Below are 16,468 nucleotides of genomic sequence, written 5' to 3'. Positions count from 1 at the left end.
GGGACCGCCCGGGAGGGCTCACGCACGTGGGCCGTCCCGCACCCGCCGGAAGGCGCATCGGAGAACTCGCGCAGCCGCCCGGAAGGCGTCCCGAAGACCCCGGCGCCCCTACGCCCCGCCCAGCTTCCGGAAGTCCCAGGAGACGATCTTCTCCGGGGTCAGCCGGGCCCAGGCGTGGCGGCCGTCGTGCGGCATCTCGTCCAGGCCGAAGTTCTTGCGGGCGAACAGCGTCTCGGCCGTGTCCAGTTCCGCGCACAGCTCACCGGTGCGCGGCGCCTCGCCCACGAACTCCACCCGGCCGGACAGCTCCACCCCGCGCAACTGGTCGTACTCCTCGCCGGAGTCGACCACGACGGCCACCCGCGGGTCGCGGCGCAGCTGCGTCCAGCGCCGGCTGCGCACCACCGAGTACAGCCACAGCGAGGTGCCGTCCCAGGCGAACCACAGCGCGCTCACGTGCGGTGTGCCGTCCGCCGACACGGTCGCGACCCGGCAGGTGCGCTGCGTGGTGAGGAACTCGTCCAGTTCGCCCGGCGTCATCATGATCTTCCGGCCCCGGCGCTGCTCCGTGACGGTCATGCCGCCCCCTCTTCCTTCACGTCGTGTCGGATGAACTCCTCCGCTGTGGTGATCCTCTGACATGACGTCAGAAAAGGGAACCCACCCGGCTTCCGCTCGCCCCCCGATGTGGTTACGCTCACCGCCCGGACCCCGGCGAAAGGGTGGGCGATGCCGTCGTACGAGCAGCTCGGCGAGGTTCTCGATCCCGTGAGTACCGTCCTGCTCACCGTGGAATGCCAGCAGGGCGTCGTGGGACCGGACAGCGCCCTGCCCGAACTCGCCCGTGAGGCGCGCTCCTCCGGCGCCCTGCGCAATGTGGCCCGGCTGGTCGCAGCCGCCCATGAGACAGGGGTGCAGGTGATCCACGCGATCGCCGAGCGGCGCCCCGACGGCCGGGGCGCGAACCGCAACGCCCGCCTGTTCCGGGCCGCCGAACGGCTTCCCGTGCACCAGCTGGCCGGCAGCACGGCGGTCCGGGTCGCGCCCCCGATCGAGGTCACCGAGGAGGACTTCGTCCTACGGCGGCTGCACGGGCTGTCCCCGATCCACGGCACCGACGTCGACGCCCGGCTGCGCAATCTGGGCTGCCGCACGCTGATCGTCACCGGGGTCTCGGCCAACGTCGCCGTGCCCAACGCGGTGTTCGACGCCGTCAACCTCGGTTACACCGCCGTCGTCCCGGCCGACGCCATCGCGGGCGTGCCGGCCGACTACACCTCCGCGATGATCCGCAACACCCTCGCGCTGGTCGCCACGGTCGCGACCACCGACGAGGTGCTCCGCGGCCTGAAACGGGCGTACGGACGGAGCTGAGCCCGCTCACGCCAGCTTGATCTCGTCGCCGGAGACGGTGATCTTCGCGGTGGCCAGCGGCTGCGTCGCGGGCCCCTTCTTCACACTGCCGTCCTCCGCCGAGAACTGGCTGTTGTGGCACGGACAGAGGATCACGCCGTCCGCCACGCTGCCCACCGTGCAGCCCCGGTGGGTGCACGTGGACGAGAACGCCTTGTAGGTGCCCGCCGCCGGCTGGGTGACCACGACACCCTGGTCCTTGAAGACCTTGCCGCCGCCTTCGGGGATGTCCGCCGTCCTGGCGAGCGCGGCGCCGCCACCGTCCTGCGCGGAGCCGGTCGAGCCGGCCCCCGGGTCGGCGGTGTCGGAGTCGTCGCCCGAGCCGCAGGCGGTCAGCGCGGCGGCGAGCCCCGCCGCCCCGGCCGCCGCCACGACGGTGCGACGGGCCGGTCCCGCCGCGGGGTGGAGCGATGCGCTGGTCATGTGGGGTTCCCTTCCGCGGAGCTTCTCGTCGTCCGTCAGGGGGTACGGCCCCCGGGCGGCGGCCGTTCAGACCGGCGGCCGGATCCTCGCCGTCCGGCGACGAGCGGGCCGTGAGCCGGGGCCGCGCGTCAGCTGCCGGCCGGCCGCCCGGCCGCACCCGACCCCAGTAACCTGGGGCGATGCTCAAGGAAGTCACCGCGACCCGCTACATCACGCCCCTGCGTGAGGGGGGCTCGCTGCCGGGGCTCGTCGAGGCCGACGACTTCGGGACCTACGTCATGAAGTTCACCGGCGCCGGACAGGGCCGCAAGACCCTGGTCGCCGAGGTGGTGTGCGGCGAACTCGCCCGCCGCCTCGGACTCCGCGTGCCGCGGCTGGTCACCGTCCTGCTGGACCCGGTCCTCGGTCTCGGCGAGCCCGAGCAGCAGGTGCAGGACCTGCTCCGGGCCAGCGGCGGCACCAACCTCGGCATGGACTTCCTGTCCGGCGCCCTCGGCTACGACCCGCTCGCCTTCCCGGTGCGCCCCGAGGAGGCCGGCCGGATCGTCTGGTTCGACGCGCTGATCAACAACGTCGACCGCTCCTGGCGCAACCCCAACCTCCTGGTGCACCGGGGCGAGCTGTGGCTCATCGACCACGGCGCCACGATGATCTGGCACCACAACTGGCCCTCCGCCGAGACCTCGGCGGCCCGCCCCTACGACGCCTCGGACCACGCCCTCGCCCGGTTCGCCCCCGACATCGCGGCCGCCGCGGCCGAGCTGGCGCCCCGCGTCACCGAGGACCTGCTCGCCGAGGTCACCGCGGAGATCCCGGACGCCTGGCTCATCGACGAGCCCGGCTTCGACACCCCGGACGAGCTGCGCCGGGCCTACGCACGGCCCCTGCTCGCGCGGGCGGTCGTCATCGCCGGGCGGATCACCGGCATCGGCCCCGGAACCGAGGAGGGCAAGTGAGCGAGCGCCACATCCACATGGCCGGACACGTGACCGAGCGGCACATCACCCGGGCGGGCCAGGGCGGCGACCGGGACGTGTTCGAGTACGCGCTGCTGCGGGTCGTACCCCGGGTGGAGCGCGGGGAGTGCATCAACGCGGGTGTGGTCGTCTACTGCCGTGCCCGGGCCTACGTCGGTGCCCGCACCCATCTCGACGAGTCCAGGCTGCTCGCCCTGGACCCGGCCGCCGACATCGCCGCGGTACGCGCCGCGCTCGGGGCGATCGAGCGGCACTGCGCGGGCGGCGAGGAGGCCGGACAGGCGGCCGGCGACGACGCCGGGCGCCGTTACCGCTGGCTGATCGCGCCCCGTTCCACGGTGGTCCAGCCCGGGCCCGTGCACACCGGCCTGACCACCGACCCGGCCGCCGAGACGGAGCGGTTGCTGGACCTCCTGGTGAGGTAATGGATCACACCGGCCGGGTGTGCCGTTGACACCGGGTGCCAGGGCTTCTAGCGTCACGGGTGCTGAAGGTACTAAGCGGTCGCTCACCGCACGAGGGACTCTCTCCGAGGGTCCGACAGGTTCTCTCAAGGGCGAGGAGAAACAGCAATGTCCACCACTGAACAGCGGGTCGCGGTAGTCACCGGTGCGGCGCGCGGCATCGGCGCCGCGACTGCCGTACGGCTGGCCGCCGAAGGTCACGCGGTCGCCGTGATCGACCTGGACGAGGCCGCCTGCAAGGACACCGTCGAGAAGATCACCGCCGCCGGCGGCAAGGCCGTCGCGGTCGGCGCGGACGTCTCCGACGAGGCGCAGGTCGAGGCGGCCGTCGCCCGGATCGCCGAGGAGCTGGGTGCCCCGACGATCCTGGTCAACAACGCGGGCGTGCTGCGCGACAACCTGCTGTTCAAGATGAGCGCGTCCGACTGGGACACGGTCATGAACGTGCACCTGCGCGGCTCGTTCCTGATGACCAAGGCCGTCCAGAAGCACATGGTGGACGCGGGCTGGGGCCGGGTCGTCAACCTCTCCTCCTCGTCGGCGCTCGGCAACCGCGGCCAGGCCAACTACTCCGCCGCCAAGGCCGGCCTCCAGGGCTTCACCAAGACCCTCGCCATCGAACTGGGCAAGTTCGGCATCACCGCCAACGCCGTCGCCCCCGGCTTCATCGCCACCGAGATGACCAAGGCCACCGCCGACCGCGTCGGCATGGGCTTCGACGACTTCAAGAAGGCCGCCGCCACCCAGATCCCGGTGCAGCGCGTCGGCGAGCCGGAGGACATCGCCAACGCCGTCGCGTTCTTCACCGGCGAGGCGGCCGGCTTCGTCTCCGGCCAGGTGCTGTACGTCGCCGGCGGACCGCTCAACTAAGGGATTCAGAGGTAGCACGGACATGACTGAACTCCCGGAGCTCTCCGGCAAGGTCGCGATCGTCACGGGCGCGAGCCGTGGCATCGGCTACGGCATCGCCGAGGCGCTGGTCGCGCGCGGCGACCGCGTGTGCATCACCGGCCGCAACGAGGACGCCCTGAAGGAGGCCGTCGAGCAGCTCGGCGCCGAGCGGGTCATCGGCGTCGCCGGCAAGGCCCACGACCTGGACCACCAGGCCGCGGCCGTCGAGCGCACCATGGAGGTCTTCGGCCGGGTCGACTTCCTGGTCAACAACGCGGGCACCAACCCGGTCTTCGGGCCGATCGCGGACCTCGACCTGGATGTCGCACGCAAGGTCTTCGAGACCAACGTGATCTCCGCCCTCGGCTTCGCCCAGAAGACCTGGCACGCCTGGCAGAAGGACAACGGCGGCGCGATCGTCAACATCGCCTCGGTCGCCGGGCTCGCGCCCTCGCCGTTCATCGCCGCCTACGGCGTCAGCAAGGCCGCGATGATCAGCCTGACCCAGCAGCTGGCGCACGAGTTCGCACCGAAGGTGCGGGTCAACGCCATCGCCCCGGCCGTGGTCAAGACCAAGTTCGCGCAGGCCCTGTACGAGGGCCGCGAGGAGGAGGCCGCGGCCGCCTATCCGCTCGGCCGGCTCGGCGTCCCCTCCGACATCGGCGGGGCCACCGCCTTCCTCACCTCCGCGCAGTCCGACTGGATCACCGGTCAGACGCTCGTCGTGGACGGCGGCATCTTCCTCAACGCCGGCGTGGGCTGAGCCACCTTCCGGGCGCCGATATCCGGACGGATCGGCGCCCGGAACACCCCAGGGAATCCGCACAGCGAACTGACAACGTCGTCATCGCCGAATCGATCAAGAAGTCCTGTTCCGGGGGAGGTTCAGGCGCCCGAGCGCTGCGGTATGGTCTGCCGACCCTTGGTATGGCAGATCGAGGAGCGTGCGCGTGTTCAACCGGAACCGATTCCTGCGGAGAGTCGCGGCGATCGCGTCCATATCGCTGGTGGCCGGATGCAGTCTGCTGTCCGACGGCGACCCCGACGACCAGAAGCCGATCGTCGTGGGCACCACCAGTGTCCCCAGCACGCTGGACCCGGCCGGTGCCTGGGACGGCTCCTGGGAGCTGTACCGGAACATCTTTCAGACGCTCCTCGCCTACCCGAACGGCGCCACCACCCCCCAGCCCGACGCCGCCCAGAGCTGCGCCTTCACCGACTCCACGAGCCGGACCTACCGCTGCAAGCTGCGCGCCGGCCTGAAGTTCGCCGACGGCGACCCGCTGACCGCCGAGGCCGTCCGGTACTCGATCGAGCGCATCCGCACCATCGACGCCCCCGGCGGGCCCGCCGGGCTGCTCGGCAGCCTGGACCGGGTGGAGACGTCCGGCGACCGCGAGGTCGTCTTCCACCTCAACCAGCCCGACGCCACCTTCCCGTTCGTGCTGGCGACCCCCGCCATGTCGGTCGTCGACCCGGACGACTACCCGGCCGAATCCCTGCGCAAGGGCACCGACGTGCACGGCTCCGGGCCGTACAAGCTCCAGTCCTACCAGGAGGACGGCGAGGCCGTCCTGGTCCGCAACGGCAACTACCAGGGCTTCGCCAAGCGGGAGAACGACGCGGTGACGATCCGCTACTTCAAGGACTCCGCCGGCATGGTCAAGGCGCTGCGGGACAAGCAGATCGACGTCACCTACCGTGGCCTCGCCGCCGACGACATCCTCGCCCTGCAGGAGCACGACAGCGAGGACCTGCAACTGGTCGACGGCGCCGGCACCGACATCAGCTACCTGGTGTTCAATCCCAAGGACCCCTGGGCCAAGCAGCCCGCCGTACGCAAAGCCGTCGCCCAGATCGTCGACCGGGGCGCGATCGCGCACAAGGTCTACAAGGACACGGTCGACCCGCTGTACTCGATGGTCCCCAAGGGCCTGACCGGCCACGCCACCGGCTTCTTCGACGACTACGGCGACCCCAGCGTCCCCAAGGCCCGCAAGATCCTCTCCGATGCTGGCATCACCCAGCGCGTACCGCTCACCCTCTGGTACACCACCGACCGCTACGGCTCCGAGACGGCCCTGATGTTCCAGGAGCTGAAGCGGCAGCTGGAGGACTCGGGCCTGTTCACCATCACCCTCAAGAGCCGCCCCTGGAAGACGTACGTGGTCGGCTACCAGAAGGGCGAGTACCCGGTGTTCGGGCGCGGCTGGTTCCCGGACTTCCCCGACGCGGACAACTTCATCGCCCCGTTCGTCGGCGAGCACAACGCCCTCGGTACGCCCTACCCGGCCAAGGACATCACCGGCAGGCTGCTGCCGCACGCGCGCGCGGAGAGCGACCGGGCCGAGACCGTCAAGGACATGGAGGCGGCCCAGCAGATCTTGGTCGACGACGCCCGGCTGATCCCGCTGTGGCAGGGCCGGCAGTTCGTGGCGGCCAGCGTCGACGTCTCCGGCGGCGAGCAGGCCCTGGACCCGTCGACGATCATGATGATGTGGACGCTGCACCGCAAGACCAGCTGGTGAGCGGCGCTCGGGGCACCGGTTGTCAGTGGTCGCCTGTAGGTTCTGAATCCTGCAAGTGACCGCACGCCGAAGTTGCTAGACATCGTGAGGACGTTGACGTGACCGACATCGCCATGCTGCCCGAGTCCTGGCGCGGGGTTCTGGGCGACGAACTGCAGCAGCCCTACTTCAAGGAGCTGACCGAGTTCGTCGAGGACGAGCGGGCGAAGGGTCCCGTCTACCCGCCCCGCGAGGAGGTCTTCGCGGCGCTGGACGCGACGCCGTACGAGCGGGTGAAGGTCCTCGTCCTGGGCCAGGACCCGTACCACGGCGAGGGCCAGGGCCACGGCCTGTGCTTCTCGGTCCGTCCCGGTGTGAAGACCCCGCCCTCGCTGCGGAACATCTACAAGGAGATGCAGGAGGAGCTGGGCCTGCCCGTCCCCGACAACGGCTATCTGATGCCGTGGGCCGAGCAGGGCGTGCTGCTGCTCAACGCCGTTCTCACCGTGCGGGCCGGTGAGGCCAACTCGCACAAGGGCAAGGGCTGGGAGAAGTTCACCGACGCCGTGATCCGGGCGGTGGCCTCCCGCCCCGACCCGGCGGTCTTCGTCCTGTGGGGCAACTACGCGCAGAAGAAGCTCCCGCTGATCGACGAGACCCGTCATGTGGTGGTCAAGGGCGCGCACCCCTCGCCGCTCTCCGCTAAGAAGTTCTTCGGCTCGCGCCCGTTCACGCAGATCAACGAGGCGATCGCCCGCCAGGGCCACGACCCGGTGGACTGGCGCATCCCGAACCTGGGCTGACGCCGCGCGCGGCGGCCGGGGCCGGCCGGCGTCCGTAGTGGCGCGGGGCCGTGACGGTGCGCGGCCCAGCCACCGGGGCGCGACCGGTCACCAGGGACCCGTGGTCGACCACGGGCCCCGCGCAACGGCGGGACCGGCGGTCGACCACGGGCCCCGCGCAACGGCGCCGCCTGACCAGGAATGCTCGCGGCGCCGGTTAGCGTCAGCAGCGGACCATTGCCGACGGCCCGGAGGAACACCGTGGCGGAGCGACAGGAGCAGGCGGCCCCGGATGCCGTGCTGACGCGGATCGGGCAGGTCGTGATGCTGCACCACGGCGGCGACCGTGAGGAGGCCCGCAGCCGTTTCCTGGACCTGTGGGCGGAGATCGGCGAGGACGGCGACCCGCTGCACCGCTGCACCCTGGCCCACTACCTGGCCGACACCCAGGACGACCCGGCCGACGAACTCGCCTGGGACCTACGGGCCTTGTCGGCGGCCGAGGAGGTGGCCGGCGGCCACGCGGGCGGCGACCCGGCCAGCGTGCAGGGCTTCTTCCCGTCCCTGCACCTCAACCTGGCCGCCGACTACGTCAAGCTCGGCCGCGCCGAGGCCGCCCACAGCCATCTGCGCAGCGCCCGCAGCGCCGCGGGTTCCCTGGCCCACGACGGCTACGGCGAGGGGGTCCGGTCCGCGATCAGCAGGCTCGCGCTGCGGCTCGAGGAGGACGGCACCCCGGGCAACGACGGCTGGAGCCCGCCCCGGCAGCGCTAGGCGCTCCGCGGTGGTGCCGCCCGGTGAGCGGTTGTCGGGCCGCCGCGCGTGCCGCGCGGCGGGAGGTGTGGGGCCGCTGTGCGTGCCGACCGGTGAGCGGCTGTTCGGTCGCGGCGGCGTCGTGGGCGGTCGCACCCGCGCGGCGCATGTCCACGGTGTCCGGGGGCGGCCCCGAAGTCCCCGGGTGCCGCACCGTCACACAGCCGGAGAGGGCCGAGACGGCCACGGTGACCAGTAGCGCTGCGGTGGTCGTCGTTCGACGCACCCGCGCAACTCTGCCGGCTCACCACCCGCCTTGACACCGGTGAGCCGAACACCATGCACCGTACGGGTGACCGCGTACCCCGGGCGGAGGGTTCCGCCGTGCCGGAGCTGACGTTCAGTCGCCGGTGGCGCCGTCGATCCGCTCGCGGATCAGGTCGGCGTGGCCGTTGTGCCGCGCGTACTCCTCGATCATGTGGGTGTAGATCCAGCGGAGGTTGAAGGGCTGGCCGGTGGACCTGCTCGTGCCCTTGGAGAAGTCGTCGAGCGCGAGGCCCGCCGTGTTGCGGCGGGACGTGTCGATCTGGGCCCGCAGGGCGGCGTACGTCTCCTCCCAGGTGTCCGCTTCCGTGATGTGGAAGTCGCCGTCCGGGTCCTCCTCGGTGCAGTACAGGACACCCGGGTCCTCGTCCAGCAGCACCTCGTGGAACCAGAACCGCTCCACCTCCGCCAGGTGCCGGGCCAGGCCCAGCAGGGTCAGCCCGGAGGGCGCCACGGACCGGGTCCGCAACTGGGCGTCGGTCAGTCCTTCGCACTTCTGGACGAGGGTCTGGCGGTGGTAGTCGAGCCAGCCCTCCAGCATGGTGCGTTCGTCGGCGTGCGTGGGCGGCTCTTCCCGCTTGATCGTCATGCCCACATCCTGGACTTTGGGGGCCGGTGCCGGCCAGGGGTTTTCAGGGGCGGAGCATCCCGTGAGCGTGCGGCTCCGACGGCAGCGCCGACCGGTGGCCCCCGTATGCTTCCGTCAGACAACACGCAGGCCAGCGGTAGAGGAGAGCACGTGAAGGTCGGCTGCATCGGACTCGGGGACATCGCGCAGAAGGCTTACCTGCCGGTGCTGGGCGCGCAGCCGGGGCTCGACCTCCATCTGCAGACCCGCACGCCCGCCACACTGGACCGGGTCGGGGACACCCTGCACCTGCCCGGCGAACAGCGCCACACGACCCTGGACTCGCTGCTCGCCGCCGGCCTGGACGCGGCCTTCGTGCACGCGCCCACCGCCGTCCACCCCGAGATCGTCGCCCGGCTGCTCGAAGCCGGCGTCCCGACGTACGTGGACAAGCCGCTCGCCTACGAACTCGCCGACTCCGAGCGGCTGGTCGAACTCGCCGAGCGGCGCGGTGTCTCACTGTCCGTCGGCTTCAACCGCCGGTACGCCCCCGGGTACGCGCAGTGCCTGGACCACCCGCGCGAGCTGATCCTCATGCAGAAAAACCGGGTCGGGCTGCCCGAGGAGCCGCGCTCGATGATCCTGGACGACTTCATCCACGTCGTCGACACCCTGCGGTTCCTGGTGCCGGGCCCGGTCGACGACGTCACCGTCCGCGCCCGGGTCGAGGCCGGGCTGCTCCACCACCTCGTGCTCCAGCTCGGCGGGGACGGCTTCACCGCGCTCGGTGTGATGAACCGGCTCAGCGGCTCCAACGAGGAGATCCTGGAGGTGTCCGGGCAGGACAGCAAGCGCCAGGTGGTCAACCTCGCCGAGGTGATCGACCACAAGGGCCAGCCGACCGTGCGCCGACGCGGCGACTGGGTGCCGGCGGCCCGCCAGCGCGGCATCGAGCAGGCGGTCCTCGCCTTCCTCGACGCCGTAAGGGCCGGAAAGGTGCTCAGCGCCAGGGACGCGCTGGCGACCCATGAACTGTGCGAGCGGGTGGTACGAGCGGTTCAGCACCGCTCCGGCGCAGCCTGAGCGCCCGCACCCCTTCGGTCACGCCCAGCGCGGCCAGCACCAGCAGCGCGCCGGGCACCGGCCAGTCCCCGTAGCGGACGTACGGCGTGACACCGTGCGCGAGCGGTACGTCGTACACGCGCGCGGTGCTCGCGTTGGTGCCGAGCCACGGGCCGAGGCGCGCCCCGTCCGGGCCGTACACCGCGGACACCCCCGTGAGCGTGGCGTGCACCATCGGGCGGCCGGTCTCGGCGGCGCGCAGCGCGGCCAGCGAGGCGTGCTGCTCCGGCGCCCAGCTGTGCTGGAAGGACGAGGTGGAGGACTGGCCGAGGAGGATGTCCGCGCCGTCCTCGGCGAGGTGCCGGCCCATGTCCGGGAACGCGGTCTCGAAGCAGATCAGCGGCCCGATCCGCAGCCCGTGCCCGACGTTCATCACCGTCTGCCCGGTGCCCCGGTGCCGGTTCTCACCGGCGGCCCGGCCCACCGAGGTGGCCCAGCCGAGCAGCGAGCGGGCCGGTATGTACTCCCCGAACGGGACCAGCCGCATCTTGTCGTAGCGGTCCCCGGTCGGACCGTCCGGGCCGACCAGCACGGAACTCTTGTAGATGCCGGGCCGGTCGGAGCGGCGGGCGTCCACGTTCACCAGGACGTCGGCGCCGGTCGCCCGGGACAGTGCGGCGAGCCGCCGGGCCAGGTCGGGGCGGTCGTCCAGGTCGAAGCCGACGCTGGACTCGCCCCACACCACCAGGTCGACGTCCCGCCCGGCCAGCCGCCGGGTCAGCTGCTCCTCCCGGTCGAACCGCCTGTCGCCGCTGTCCTGCCCGGCCACCACACCCGGCTGCACGACGGCGACCCGCACCCGCTCGTCGACGGCCGGGCGCGGGGCCCACGCCCACGCGGCCGACGTGGCGGCGGCCGTGGCGACCAGCGAGGCCAGGGCGGGCACGCGCGACGCGCGCACCGAGACCAGCACGGCCACCGCCACATTGACGGCCACGACCAGGAAGCTGAGCAGCCACACACCGCCCACCGAGGCCAGTCGCAGCGCCGGGCCCACCTGCCACTGACTGGAGCCCAGCATGCCCCACGGGCCGCCGAGGCCCTGCCAGGACCGGACCAGCTCCACCGCCAGCCAGGCCGACGGCAGCACCAGCAGCGCGGCGGCGACCCGGCCCGGCGACGGCACCCCGCCCAGGAAGCGTCGCACCAGCCGGCCCCAGGGCGCCCACAGCAGGCCCAGCAGGGCGGCGATCAGGAAGATGAACACGTGCAGGCTCGGCAGCAGCCAGTGATGAACGGCGACCAGGAAGCCGAAGCCCCCGCACCAACCGTCGTGAGCGGCCCGCCGCCCGGTGGGCGCCGAGCGGGCCAGCAGGATCCACGGCACCAGGGCGACGTACGCGAACCACCACAGTGCCGGGGCCGGGAAGGCGAGCACGGGCAGGGCACCGGCGAGGGCGGCGGCACCCGAGCGGCGCCAGGGGGAGGTCAGCCAGCGGTCGATCGTCCTCATAGGGAACCTCCCTACCCAGCGAGAGTTCCAGTGTGCGCGTCGGGGCCGATCTTTGTCAGGTCCCGTGCAATCGAGGCCCGTCCGCCCCGGAGGCCGGGCGGGGCCGGTCGGTCGGCGGCCACCGGGCCGTCGGCGCCGGGTCGCGGCTGTGGAGCTGCTAGGGGGTGGTGGGCAGGCGGCGCCTTTTCTCGTGCACGAGGCCGGGTCGCGGCTGTGGAGCCGTTACGGGGTGGTGGGCAGGCGGCGCCATTTCTCGTGCACGACGACCTCGCGCAGGCGCCAGCCGTCCGGTGTGCGCAGCAGCGCGAAGTCGTAGCGGCCACCGCAGACCAGATCCGGTGCGGCGGAGCCGTCGGGACCGGCGAACCGCATCGGGTTGAGGTAGTCGGCCCGCACCCGGGCGGTGTCCCCGGTGTCGTTCTCCAGGAGGCCGAACCGCACCTGCCGGTTGACGATCAGGTGCTGGCGCATGGCGAACAGCGCCAGGCTCTCGGCGAGCCAGGCGGCGACCCGCGTCGCGTCACCGTCGATGCCGCCCGCGGAACGGTAGTCGGCCCGCCCGTCCACGGTGAACAGCTGCTGGTACGCCGTCCAGTCGCCGTCGTCCACCGCCACCGCGTACGCGGTGACCAGGTCGTCCACGGCCAGTCGGTCTCTCACGGTCGCGAACTCCGCGCGCTGCGTCATCGGCACAGTGTTGGGCACGGCGGACGCGGAGCCAAGAGGCCTGCGGGGTGAATATTCGGTGGTGCGGGGCGGGGGCGGCGGCCGAACCTGTGCCGGTGAACGAACAACGCGTCGAAAACGAACCCGAGTTCCGCGTCCGCGCCCGGTACACGGACGCCACGGTGACCGTCTACCAGGCATACCGTCCCGGGATCGGCGGCCCGGCCGCCCGCAGCGGGCGCTTCCCGTCCGCCTGGAAGCGGGAGCGGATGACCTGGATCAAGCCGTCCTTCCTGTGGATGATGTACCGCTGCGGCTGGGGGACCAAGGAGGGCCAGGAGACCGTCCTCGCCATCGACATCACCCGTGAGGGCTTCGAGTGGGCCCTGCGGCACGCCTGCCTGTCCCACTACGTGCCCGCCCTCCACCCGGACCAGGCCGCCTGGAAGCGGGAGTTGGCCCGCAGCCCGGCCCGTGTCCAGTGGGATCCGGAGCGGGATCTGCACCACAGCCCGTTGCCGTACCGCTCCTTGCAGCTCGGGCTCGCCGGGGAGGCGGCGGCCCGGTACGCCGACGAGTGGATCGTCGGCATCGAGGACGTCACCCCGCTGGCCACGGAGATCCACGCGCTGGTGCGGGCGGGCGAAGGGGAACGGGCCGGCGGGCTGCTGCCCGAGGAGCGGCCGTATCCGGTGGCCGACGAGGTGCTGGCGCATCTGCGGGCGTAGAGGGCGTCGGCCGGTGTCAGGCCGCCTCGATGACCTGGCCGCGGATCGCCGCAGCCCACTCGATCACCAACAGCTCGTACTCCGCGCGCTCCTCGGCCGACAGGGTGCCGCCCGCACGCATCCACAGCGTCCGGATCTGCTCGTTCACCTCGGCGGCAGACCGCACGGAACCAGGGGGCAGGGAATCGGGGGACATGTCGAACAGCCTAGGGGCAGCAACTGACTGTGCGCTACCGGGTGGCTACGCAGAAGGTATGGGGTTGGTCACCGGCACCGCGCGGTCATGCGTTCGTTTTCGTGAAGTGACCGGCGCCCACCGGGTGTTGCCCAGATCGTGAGCGGGCGGCCGCGCTACGGAAGATGTCCGAAACCGAGGCGGTGGGGCGGGCCGTCAACTCGCCGATTCCGCCGCGTGCGGGCTCAGGACGCCGGCGGTGACCAGGGCGATGATGACGATGCCGAGAGCGATGCGGTACCAGACGAACGGCATGAAGCTCTTGTTGGAGATCCACTTCATGAACCACGCGATCACCGCGTATCCCGACGCGAACGCGATCACCGTGGCGAACAGGGTGGGCCCCCACGCCACATGGCCCTCGCTCAGCGAGTCCTTCACCTCGAAGGCGCCGGAGGCGAGGACGGCCGGGATGGCGAGCAGGAAGGAGTAGCGGGCCGCGGCCTCGCGCTTGTAGCCCATGAACAGGCCGCCGCTGATGGTCGCGCCGGAGCGGGAGACGCCGGGGATGAGGGCGCATGCCTGGCACAGGCCGTAGATCAGGCCGTCCCTGGCGCTGAGGTGCTCCAGTGTCTTGCGCTGCTTGGGCGCCCGGTGCCGGCCGCCGGTCTCGTCGCGGGCCGCCATCCGGTCGGCGACGCCGATGACCACGCCGACGACGATGAGCATGGTGGCGGTGATCCGCAGGTCGCGGAAGGGGCCCTCGATCTGGTCCTTCAGTGTCACGCCCAGCACGCCGATCGGGATCGAACCGACGATCACCAGCCAGCCCATCTGCGCGTCGTGGTTCCGCCGCATCGTCTTGTCGAACAGTGACCGGAACCAGGACGTGATGATCCGGCCGATGTCCTTGCGGAAGTAGATGAGGACGGCGGCCTCCGTGCCGATCTGCGTGATCGCGGTGAAGGCGGCCCCGGGGTCCTTCCAGCCAGAGAACGCCGCGGTCAGTCGCAGATGCGCACTGGAGGAGACGGGCAGGAACTCTGTCAGCCCCTGGACGAGTCCGAGGACGAGGGATTCGAACCAAGACATGAAGGTATGACGTCCAAGTACTGGGGAGAAATGGTGATCATGTGACGAGGGCAGCGTAGCGGGCCCCGGTGGCGGCCCGGAAACAGGGGCCGGGCGGTCCGCTCGTGCAATCCGCGGGCGTACACGGGCGGTTGTCGGCACGTTCGGACGGACGCCGGCACGCTCGGGCGGCTGTCCGTGCGCTCATGCGGACGCCGGCACGGCTCGGGCGGCTGCCGGCGCGCTCGGGCGGTCGTCGGTGCGTCCAGGCGGCTGCCGGTGCCGCCTCAGGTGGCCGCCGGGCCGGCGACGGTCCAGCCCGGGGCCTGCGGGTGGGCCGTCAGGTCCTCATGGCGTACGGGCTCCCGGCAGGCACGGCAGGTGACCACCGGCACCAGTTCGCTGCCGCAGGCGTGCTCGACGGCCATCGGCAGGTCGGTGCCCTTGCGGAGGTGGCGGTCGCCCCACTCCTTGAGGGTCATCAAAACCGGTTCCAGCTCCAGTCCCGCCTGGGTGGGCAGGTACTCGAAGCGCTGAGGACGCTCGCTGTACATGCGCTTGACCAGGATGCCGGCCTCCACGAGCCGGCGCAGCCGGGTGGCCAGGATGTCGCGCGGGGCGCCGATGTTGCGCACGAGCTGGTCGAAGCGGCCGTTGCCGAGGCACACCTCCCGCAGGACGAGCAGGGAGTACTTCTCGCCGACCAGTGCGAGGGCGTCGGCGATGGAGCAGGGGCGCGGATCTTTCGTGGCGGCCATGAGCACCAGTCTAGAGGAGGGTTTGAATTTCCAACCTTCCGAGCTATGGTGAGTCCGGATTTCCTACTCACCGGTAGCTCCCTACGGGTAGCCAGGGCGGCCAAGGAGGCCCGCACCATGCGAGACGCAGTCATCGTCGAAGCCGTACGCACCCCCGTCGGCAAGGGCAAGCCGAACGGCTCCCTCGCCCACGTCCACCCCGTTCAGCTCCTCGCGCACACCCTGCGCACCCTGGTCGAGCGCTCCGGCGTCGACCCCGCACTGATCGACGACGTGATCGGCGGCACCGTCGACCAGGTCGGCGAGCAGGCCATGAACACCACCCGCTACGCCGTCCTCGCCGCCGGACTGCCCGAGTCGGTCCCGGCGACCACCGTGGACCGCCAGTGCGGTTCCTCCCAGCAGGCCGTGCACTTCGCCGCGCAGGGCGTGATGTCGGGCGCGTACGACATCGTCGTCGCCTGCGGCGTGGAGTCGATGAGCCGGGTGCCGATGTGGTCCAACGTGCCCGCAGGGAAGGACCCCTTCGGCCCCGGCGTCGCTGAGCGCTACCCGGAGGGCCTGGTACCGCAGGGGATCAGCGCCGAACTCATCGCCGCCAAGTGGTCCCTCACCCGCGCGCGGATGGACGAGTTCGCCGTCTCCTCACACCACAAGGCCGCCGCCGCGTGGCAGGCGGGGCTCTTCGACGCCGAGGTCGCGCCGTTGGACGGCCTCGCCCGTGACGAGTGCGTACGGCCCGGCAGCACCCCGGAGATCCTCGCCGGCCTCAAACCCGCCTACTACGACCCCGCCTTCGCCGAGCGCTTCCCGCAGATCGAGTGGAACGTCACCGCGGGCAACGCGAGCCCGGTCAACGACGGCGCCTCCGCCGTCCTCGTCACCTCCGGCGAGACCGCGGCCCGCCTCGGCCTGCGCCCGCTGGCCCGCCTGCACAGCTTCGCCGTGACGGGCTCCGACCCGCTGCTGATGCTCACCGGTGTCATCCCGGCCACCGAGAAGGTGCTGCGCCGGGCGGGACTGGACCTCGCCGACATCGACCTGTTCGAGGTCAACGAGGCGTTCTCCAGCGTGGTGCTGGCCTGGCAGCAGGAGACCGGCGCCGACCTCGCCAAGGTCAACGTGCACGGTGGCGCTATCGCCCTCGGCCACCCACTCGGCGCGAGCGGCACCCGGCTGACCACGACCCTGGTCCACGCGATGCGCGAACGCGGCGCCCGCTACGCCCTGCAGACGATGTGCGAGGCCGGTGGACTCGCCAACGCCATGATCCTGGAAGGGGTCTGACCCGGGGCGGGGGGGCCCCGCCGCCCCCCCCGCCCCCCCCCCCCCCCCCCCCCCCCGCCCCCCCCCCCCCCCCCCCCCCCCCCCCCCGCGGGGGGGCCCCCCCCCG

Annotated in this window: 19 protein-coding genes; 11 read left to right on the top strand and 8 right to left on the bottom strand. The window is 71.8% G+C overall.

The annotated features are described in order from the left end of the window. Window positions 1-108 precede the first annotated feature (108 nt). A complete protein-coding gene (locus ACIGYR_RS30610; RefSeq protein WP_391843230.1) occupies window positions 109-579 on the bottom strand; it encodes a pyridoxamine 5'-phosphate oxidase family protein in 471 nt (156 codons plus the stop codon). 150 nt (window positions 580-729) lie between these two features. Between ACIGYR_RS30610 and ACIGYR_RS30605 the strand changes: the two genes are divergently transcribed. After that, entirely contained in the window at window positions 730-1,374 is a 645-nt protein-coding gene (locus tag ACIGYR_RS30605) for a cysteine hydrolase (RefSeq protein ID WP_399604844.1), read from the top strand. Window positions 1,375-1,380: 6 nt separating this feature from the next. On the opposite strand, the gene ACIGYR_RS30600 is transcribed toward ACIGYR_RS30605, so the two are convergent. After that, complete coding sequence (locus tag ACIGYR_RS30600) at window positions 1,381-1,836, bottom strand: Rieske (2Fe-2S) protein (protein WP_399604846.1); 456 nt, start codon at window positions 1,834-1,836, stop codon at window positions 1,381-1,383. 179 nt (window positions 1,837-2,015) lie between these two features. Between ACIGYR_RS30600 and ACIGYR_RS30595 the strand changes: the two genes are divergently transcribed. The 7 genes from ACIGYR_RS30595 to ACIGYR_RS30565 all read left to right on the top strand — a co-directional run bounded on the left by ACIGYR_RS30595 (window position 2,016) and on the right by ACIGYR_RS30565 (window position 8,231). Further along, window positions 2,016-2,792: a HipA family kinase gene (locus ACIGYR_RS30595; RefSeq protein ID WP_399604848.1), complete on the top strand. Its 777-nt coding sequence runs from the start codon at window positions 2,016-2,018 to the stop codon at window positions 2,790-2,792. Continuing rightward, window positions 2,789-3,238, top strand: a complete 450-nt coding sequence (locus ACIGYR_RS30590) for a DUF3037 domain-containing protein (RefSeq protein WP_391843238.1) — start codon at window positions 2,789-2,791, stop codon at window positions 3,236-3,238. The genes ACIGYR_RS30595 and ACIGYR_RS30590 overlap by 4 nt, the downstream gene beginning before the upstream one ends. 147 nt (window positions 3,239-3,385) lie before the next feature. Further along, on the top strand, window positions 3,386-4,147 hold the full coding sequence (gene fabG, locus ACIGYR_RS30585) for a 3-oxoacyl-ACP reductase FabG (protein ID WP_391843240.1): 762 nt from the start codon (window positions 3,386-3,388) through the stop codon (window positions 4,145-4,147). A 22-nt stretch (window positions 4,148-4,169) separates the two neighbouring features. Further along, the gene (locus tag ACIGYR_RS30580; protein WP_391843242.1) at window positions 4,170-4,931 is read left to right on the top strand and encodes an SDR family oxidoreductase; all 762 of its coding nucleotides are present in this window, start codon (window positions 4,170-4,172) and stop codon (window positions 4,929-4,931) included. A 187-nt stretch (window positions 4,932-5,118) separates the two neighbouring features. Continuing rightward, window positions 5,119-6,696 carry an ABC transporter substrate-binding protein gene (locus ACIGYR_RS30575; RefSeq protein WP_391843244.1) on the top strand — a complete coding sequence of 526 codons (1,578 nt, stop codon included), beginning with the start codon at window positions 5,119-5,121 and terminating at the stop codon, window positions 6,694-6,696. A 98-nt stretch (window positions 6,697-6,794) separates the two neighbouring features. Beyond that, entirely contained in the window at window positions 6,795-7,478 is a 684-nt protein-coding gene (gene ung, locus ACIGYR_RS30570) for a uracil-DNA glycosylase (RefSeq protein WP_391843246.1), read from the top strand. A gap of 240 nt (window positions 7,479-7,718) precedes the next feature. After that, complete coding sequence (locus ACIGYR_RS30565; RefSeq protein ID WP_391843248.1) at window positions 7,719-8,231, top strand: hypothetical protein; 513 nt, start codon at window positions 7,719-7,721, stop codon at window positions 8,229-8,231. A 379-nt stretch (window positions 8,232-8,610) separates the two neighbouring features. Here ACIGYR_RS30565 and ACIGYR_RS30560 read toward each other — a convergent pair whose 3' ends face one another. Further along, window positions 8,611-9,123 (bottom strand): DinB family protein, encoded by a 513-nt coding sequence (locus tag ACIGYR_RS30560; protein ID WP_399604852.1) that lies wholly within the window; start codon window positions 9,121-9,123, stop codon window positions 8,611-8,613. 150 nt (window positions 9,124-9,273) lie between these two features. Here ACIGYR_RS30560 and ACIGYR_RS30555 point away from each other — a divergent pair, with 150 nt between their 5' ends. After that, entirely contained in the window at window positions 9,274-10,185 is a 912-nt protein-coding gene (locus ACIGYR_RS30555) for a Gfo/Idh/MocA family protein (RefSeq protein WP_399604853.1), read from the top strand. Here ACIGYR_RS30555 and lnt read toward each other — a convergent pair. Both lnt and ACIGYR_RS30545 read right to left on the bottom strand, forming a co-directional pair. Then, window positions 10,103-11,677, bottom strand: coding sequence for an apolipoprotein N-acyltransferase (lnt, locus tag ACIGYR_RS30550; protein WP_399604855.1), 1,575 nt, complete (start codon window positions 11,675-11,677; stop codon window positions 10,103-10,105). The two genes, ACIGYR_RS30555 and lnt, sit on opposite strands and share 83 nt — an antisense overlap. A 222-nt stretch (window positions 11,678-11,899) precedes the next feature. Further along, complete coding sequence (locus tag ACIGYR_RS30545) at window positions 11,900-12,364, bottom strand: nuclear transport factor 2 family protein (RefSeq protein WP_399604857.1); 465 nt, start codon at window positions 12,362-12,364, stop codon at window positions 11,900-11,902. A 95-nt stretch (window positions 12,365-12,459) separates the two neighbouring features. On the opposite strand from ACIGYR_RS30545, the gene ACIGYR_RS30540 reads away from it, so the two are divergent. Continuing rightward, on the top strand, window positions 12,460-13,071 hold the full coding sequence (locus tag ACIGYR_RS30540) for a DUF4291 domain-containing protein (RefSeq protein WP_399604859.1): 612 nt from the start codon (window positions 12,460-12,462) through the stop codon (window positions 13,069-13,071). A 16-nt stretch (window positions 13,072-13,087) separates the two neighbouring features. Here the strand turns inward: ACIGYR_RS30540 and ACIGYR_RS30535 are convergent, their stop codons facing one another. The 3 genes from ACIGYR_RS30535 to ACIGYR_RS30525 form a co-directional block, all read right to left on the bottom strand. Further along, the gene (locus tag ACIGYR_RS30535) at window positions 13,088-13,267 is read right to left on the bottom strand and encodes a hypothetical protein (protein WP_399604860.1); all 180 of its coding nucleotides are present in this window, start codon (window positions 13,265-13,267) and stop codon (window positions 13,088-13,090) included. A 195-nt stretch (window positions 13,268-13,462) separates the two neighbouring features. Next, window positions 13,463-14,338, bottom strand: coding sequence for an undecaprenyl-diphosphate phosphatase (locus tag ACIGYR_RS30530; RefSeq protein WP_391843261.1), 876 nt, complete (start codon window positions 14,336-14,338; stop codon window positions 13,463-13,465). A 266-nt stretch (window positions 14,339-14,604) separates the two neighbouring features. Continuing rightward, on the bottom strand, window positions 14,605-15,075 hold the full coding sequence (locus ACIGYR_RS30525) for a winged helix-turn-helix transcriptional regulator (protein WP_399604862.1): 471 nt from the start codon (window positions 15,073-15,075) through the stop codon (window positions 14,605-14,607). A 117-nt stretch (window positions 15,076-15,192) separates the two neighbouring features. Here ACIGYR_RS30525 and ACIGYR_RS30520 point away from each other — a divergent pair, with 117 nt between their 5' ends. Next, window positions 15,193-16,362 (top strand): thiolase family protein, encoded by a 1,170-nt coding sequence (locus tag ACIGYR_RS30520; protein WP_399604864.1) that lies wholly within the window; start codon window positions 15,193-15,195, stop codon window positions 16,360-16,362. Window positions 16,363-16,468 lie beyond the last annotated feature (106 nt).

It is taken from the genome of Streptomyces sp. NPDC053076 (genome assembly GCF_044546845.1).
Lineage (GTDB): Bacteria > Actinomycetota > Actinomycetes > Streptomycetales > Streptomycetaceae > Streptomyces.
This window is presented reverse-complemented; position numbering and strand designations above follow the sequence as displayed.

Bases quoted from the DNA above. Each gene is read 5' to 3' on its own strand.
- ACIGYR_RS30610 (WP_391843230.1), bottom strand. From the start codon at position 579: ATGACCGTCACGGAGCAGCGCCGGGGCCGGAAGATCATGATGACGCCG.
- ACIGYR_RS30605 (WP_399604844.1), top strand. From the start codon at position 730: ATGCCGTCGTACGAGCAGCTCGGCGAGGTTCTCGATCCCGTGAGTACC.
- ACIGYR_RS30600 (WP_399604846.1), bottom strand. From the start codon at position 1,836: ATGACCAGCGCATCGCTCCACCCCGCGGCGGGACCGGCCCGTCGCACC.
- ACIGYR_RS30595 (WP_399604848.1), top strand. From the start codon at position 2,016: ATGCTCAAGGAAGTCACCGCGACCCGCTACATCACGCCCCTGCGTGAG.
- fabG (WP_391843240.1), top strand. From the start codon at position 3,386: ATGTCCACCACTGAACAGCGGGTCGCGGTAGTCACCGGTGCGGCGCGC.
- ACIGYR_RS30580 (WP_391843242.1), top strand. From the start codon at position 4,170: ATGACTGAACTCCCGGAGCTCTCCGGCAAGGTCGCGATCGTCACGGGC.
- ACIGYR_RS30560 (WP_399604852.1), bottom strand. From the start codon at position 9,123: ATGACGATCAAGCGGGAAGAGCCGCCCACGCACGCCGACGAACGCACC.
- lnt (WP_399604855.1), bottom strand. From the start codon at position 11,677: ATGAGGACGATCGACCGCTGGCTGACCTCCCCCTGGCGCCGCTCGGGT.
- ACIGYR_RS30545 (WP_399604857.1), bottom strand. From the start codon at position 12,364: ATGACGCAGCGCGCGGAGTTCGCGACCGTGAGAGACCGACTGGCCGTG.
- ACIGYR_RS30535 (WP_399604860.1), bottom strand. From the start codon at position 13,267: ATGTCCCCCGATTCCCTGCCCCCTGGTTCCGTGCGGTCTGCCGCCGAG.
- ACIGYR_RS30530 (WP_391843261.1), bottom strand. From the start codon at position 14,338: ATGTCTTGGTTCGAATCCCTCGTCCTCGGACTCGTCCAGGGGCTGACA.
- ACIGYR_RS30525 (WP_399604862.1), bottom strand. From the start codon at position 15,075: ATGGCCGCCACGAAAGATCCGCGCCCCTGCTCCATCGCCGACGCCCTC.
- ACIGYR_RS30520 (WP_399604864.1), top strand. From the start codon at position 15,193: ATGCGAGACGCAGTCATCGTCGAAGCCGTACGCACCCCCGTCGGCAAG.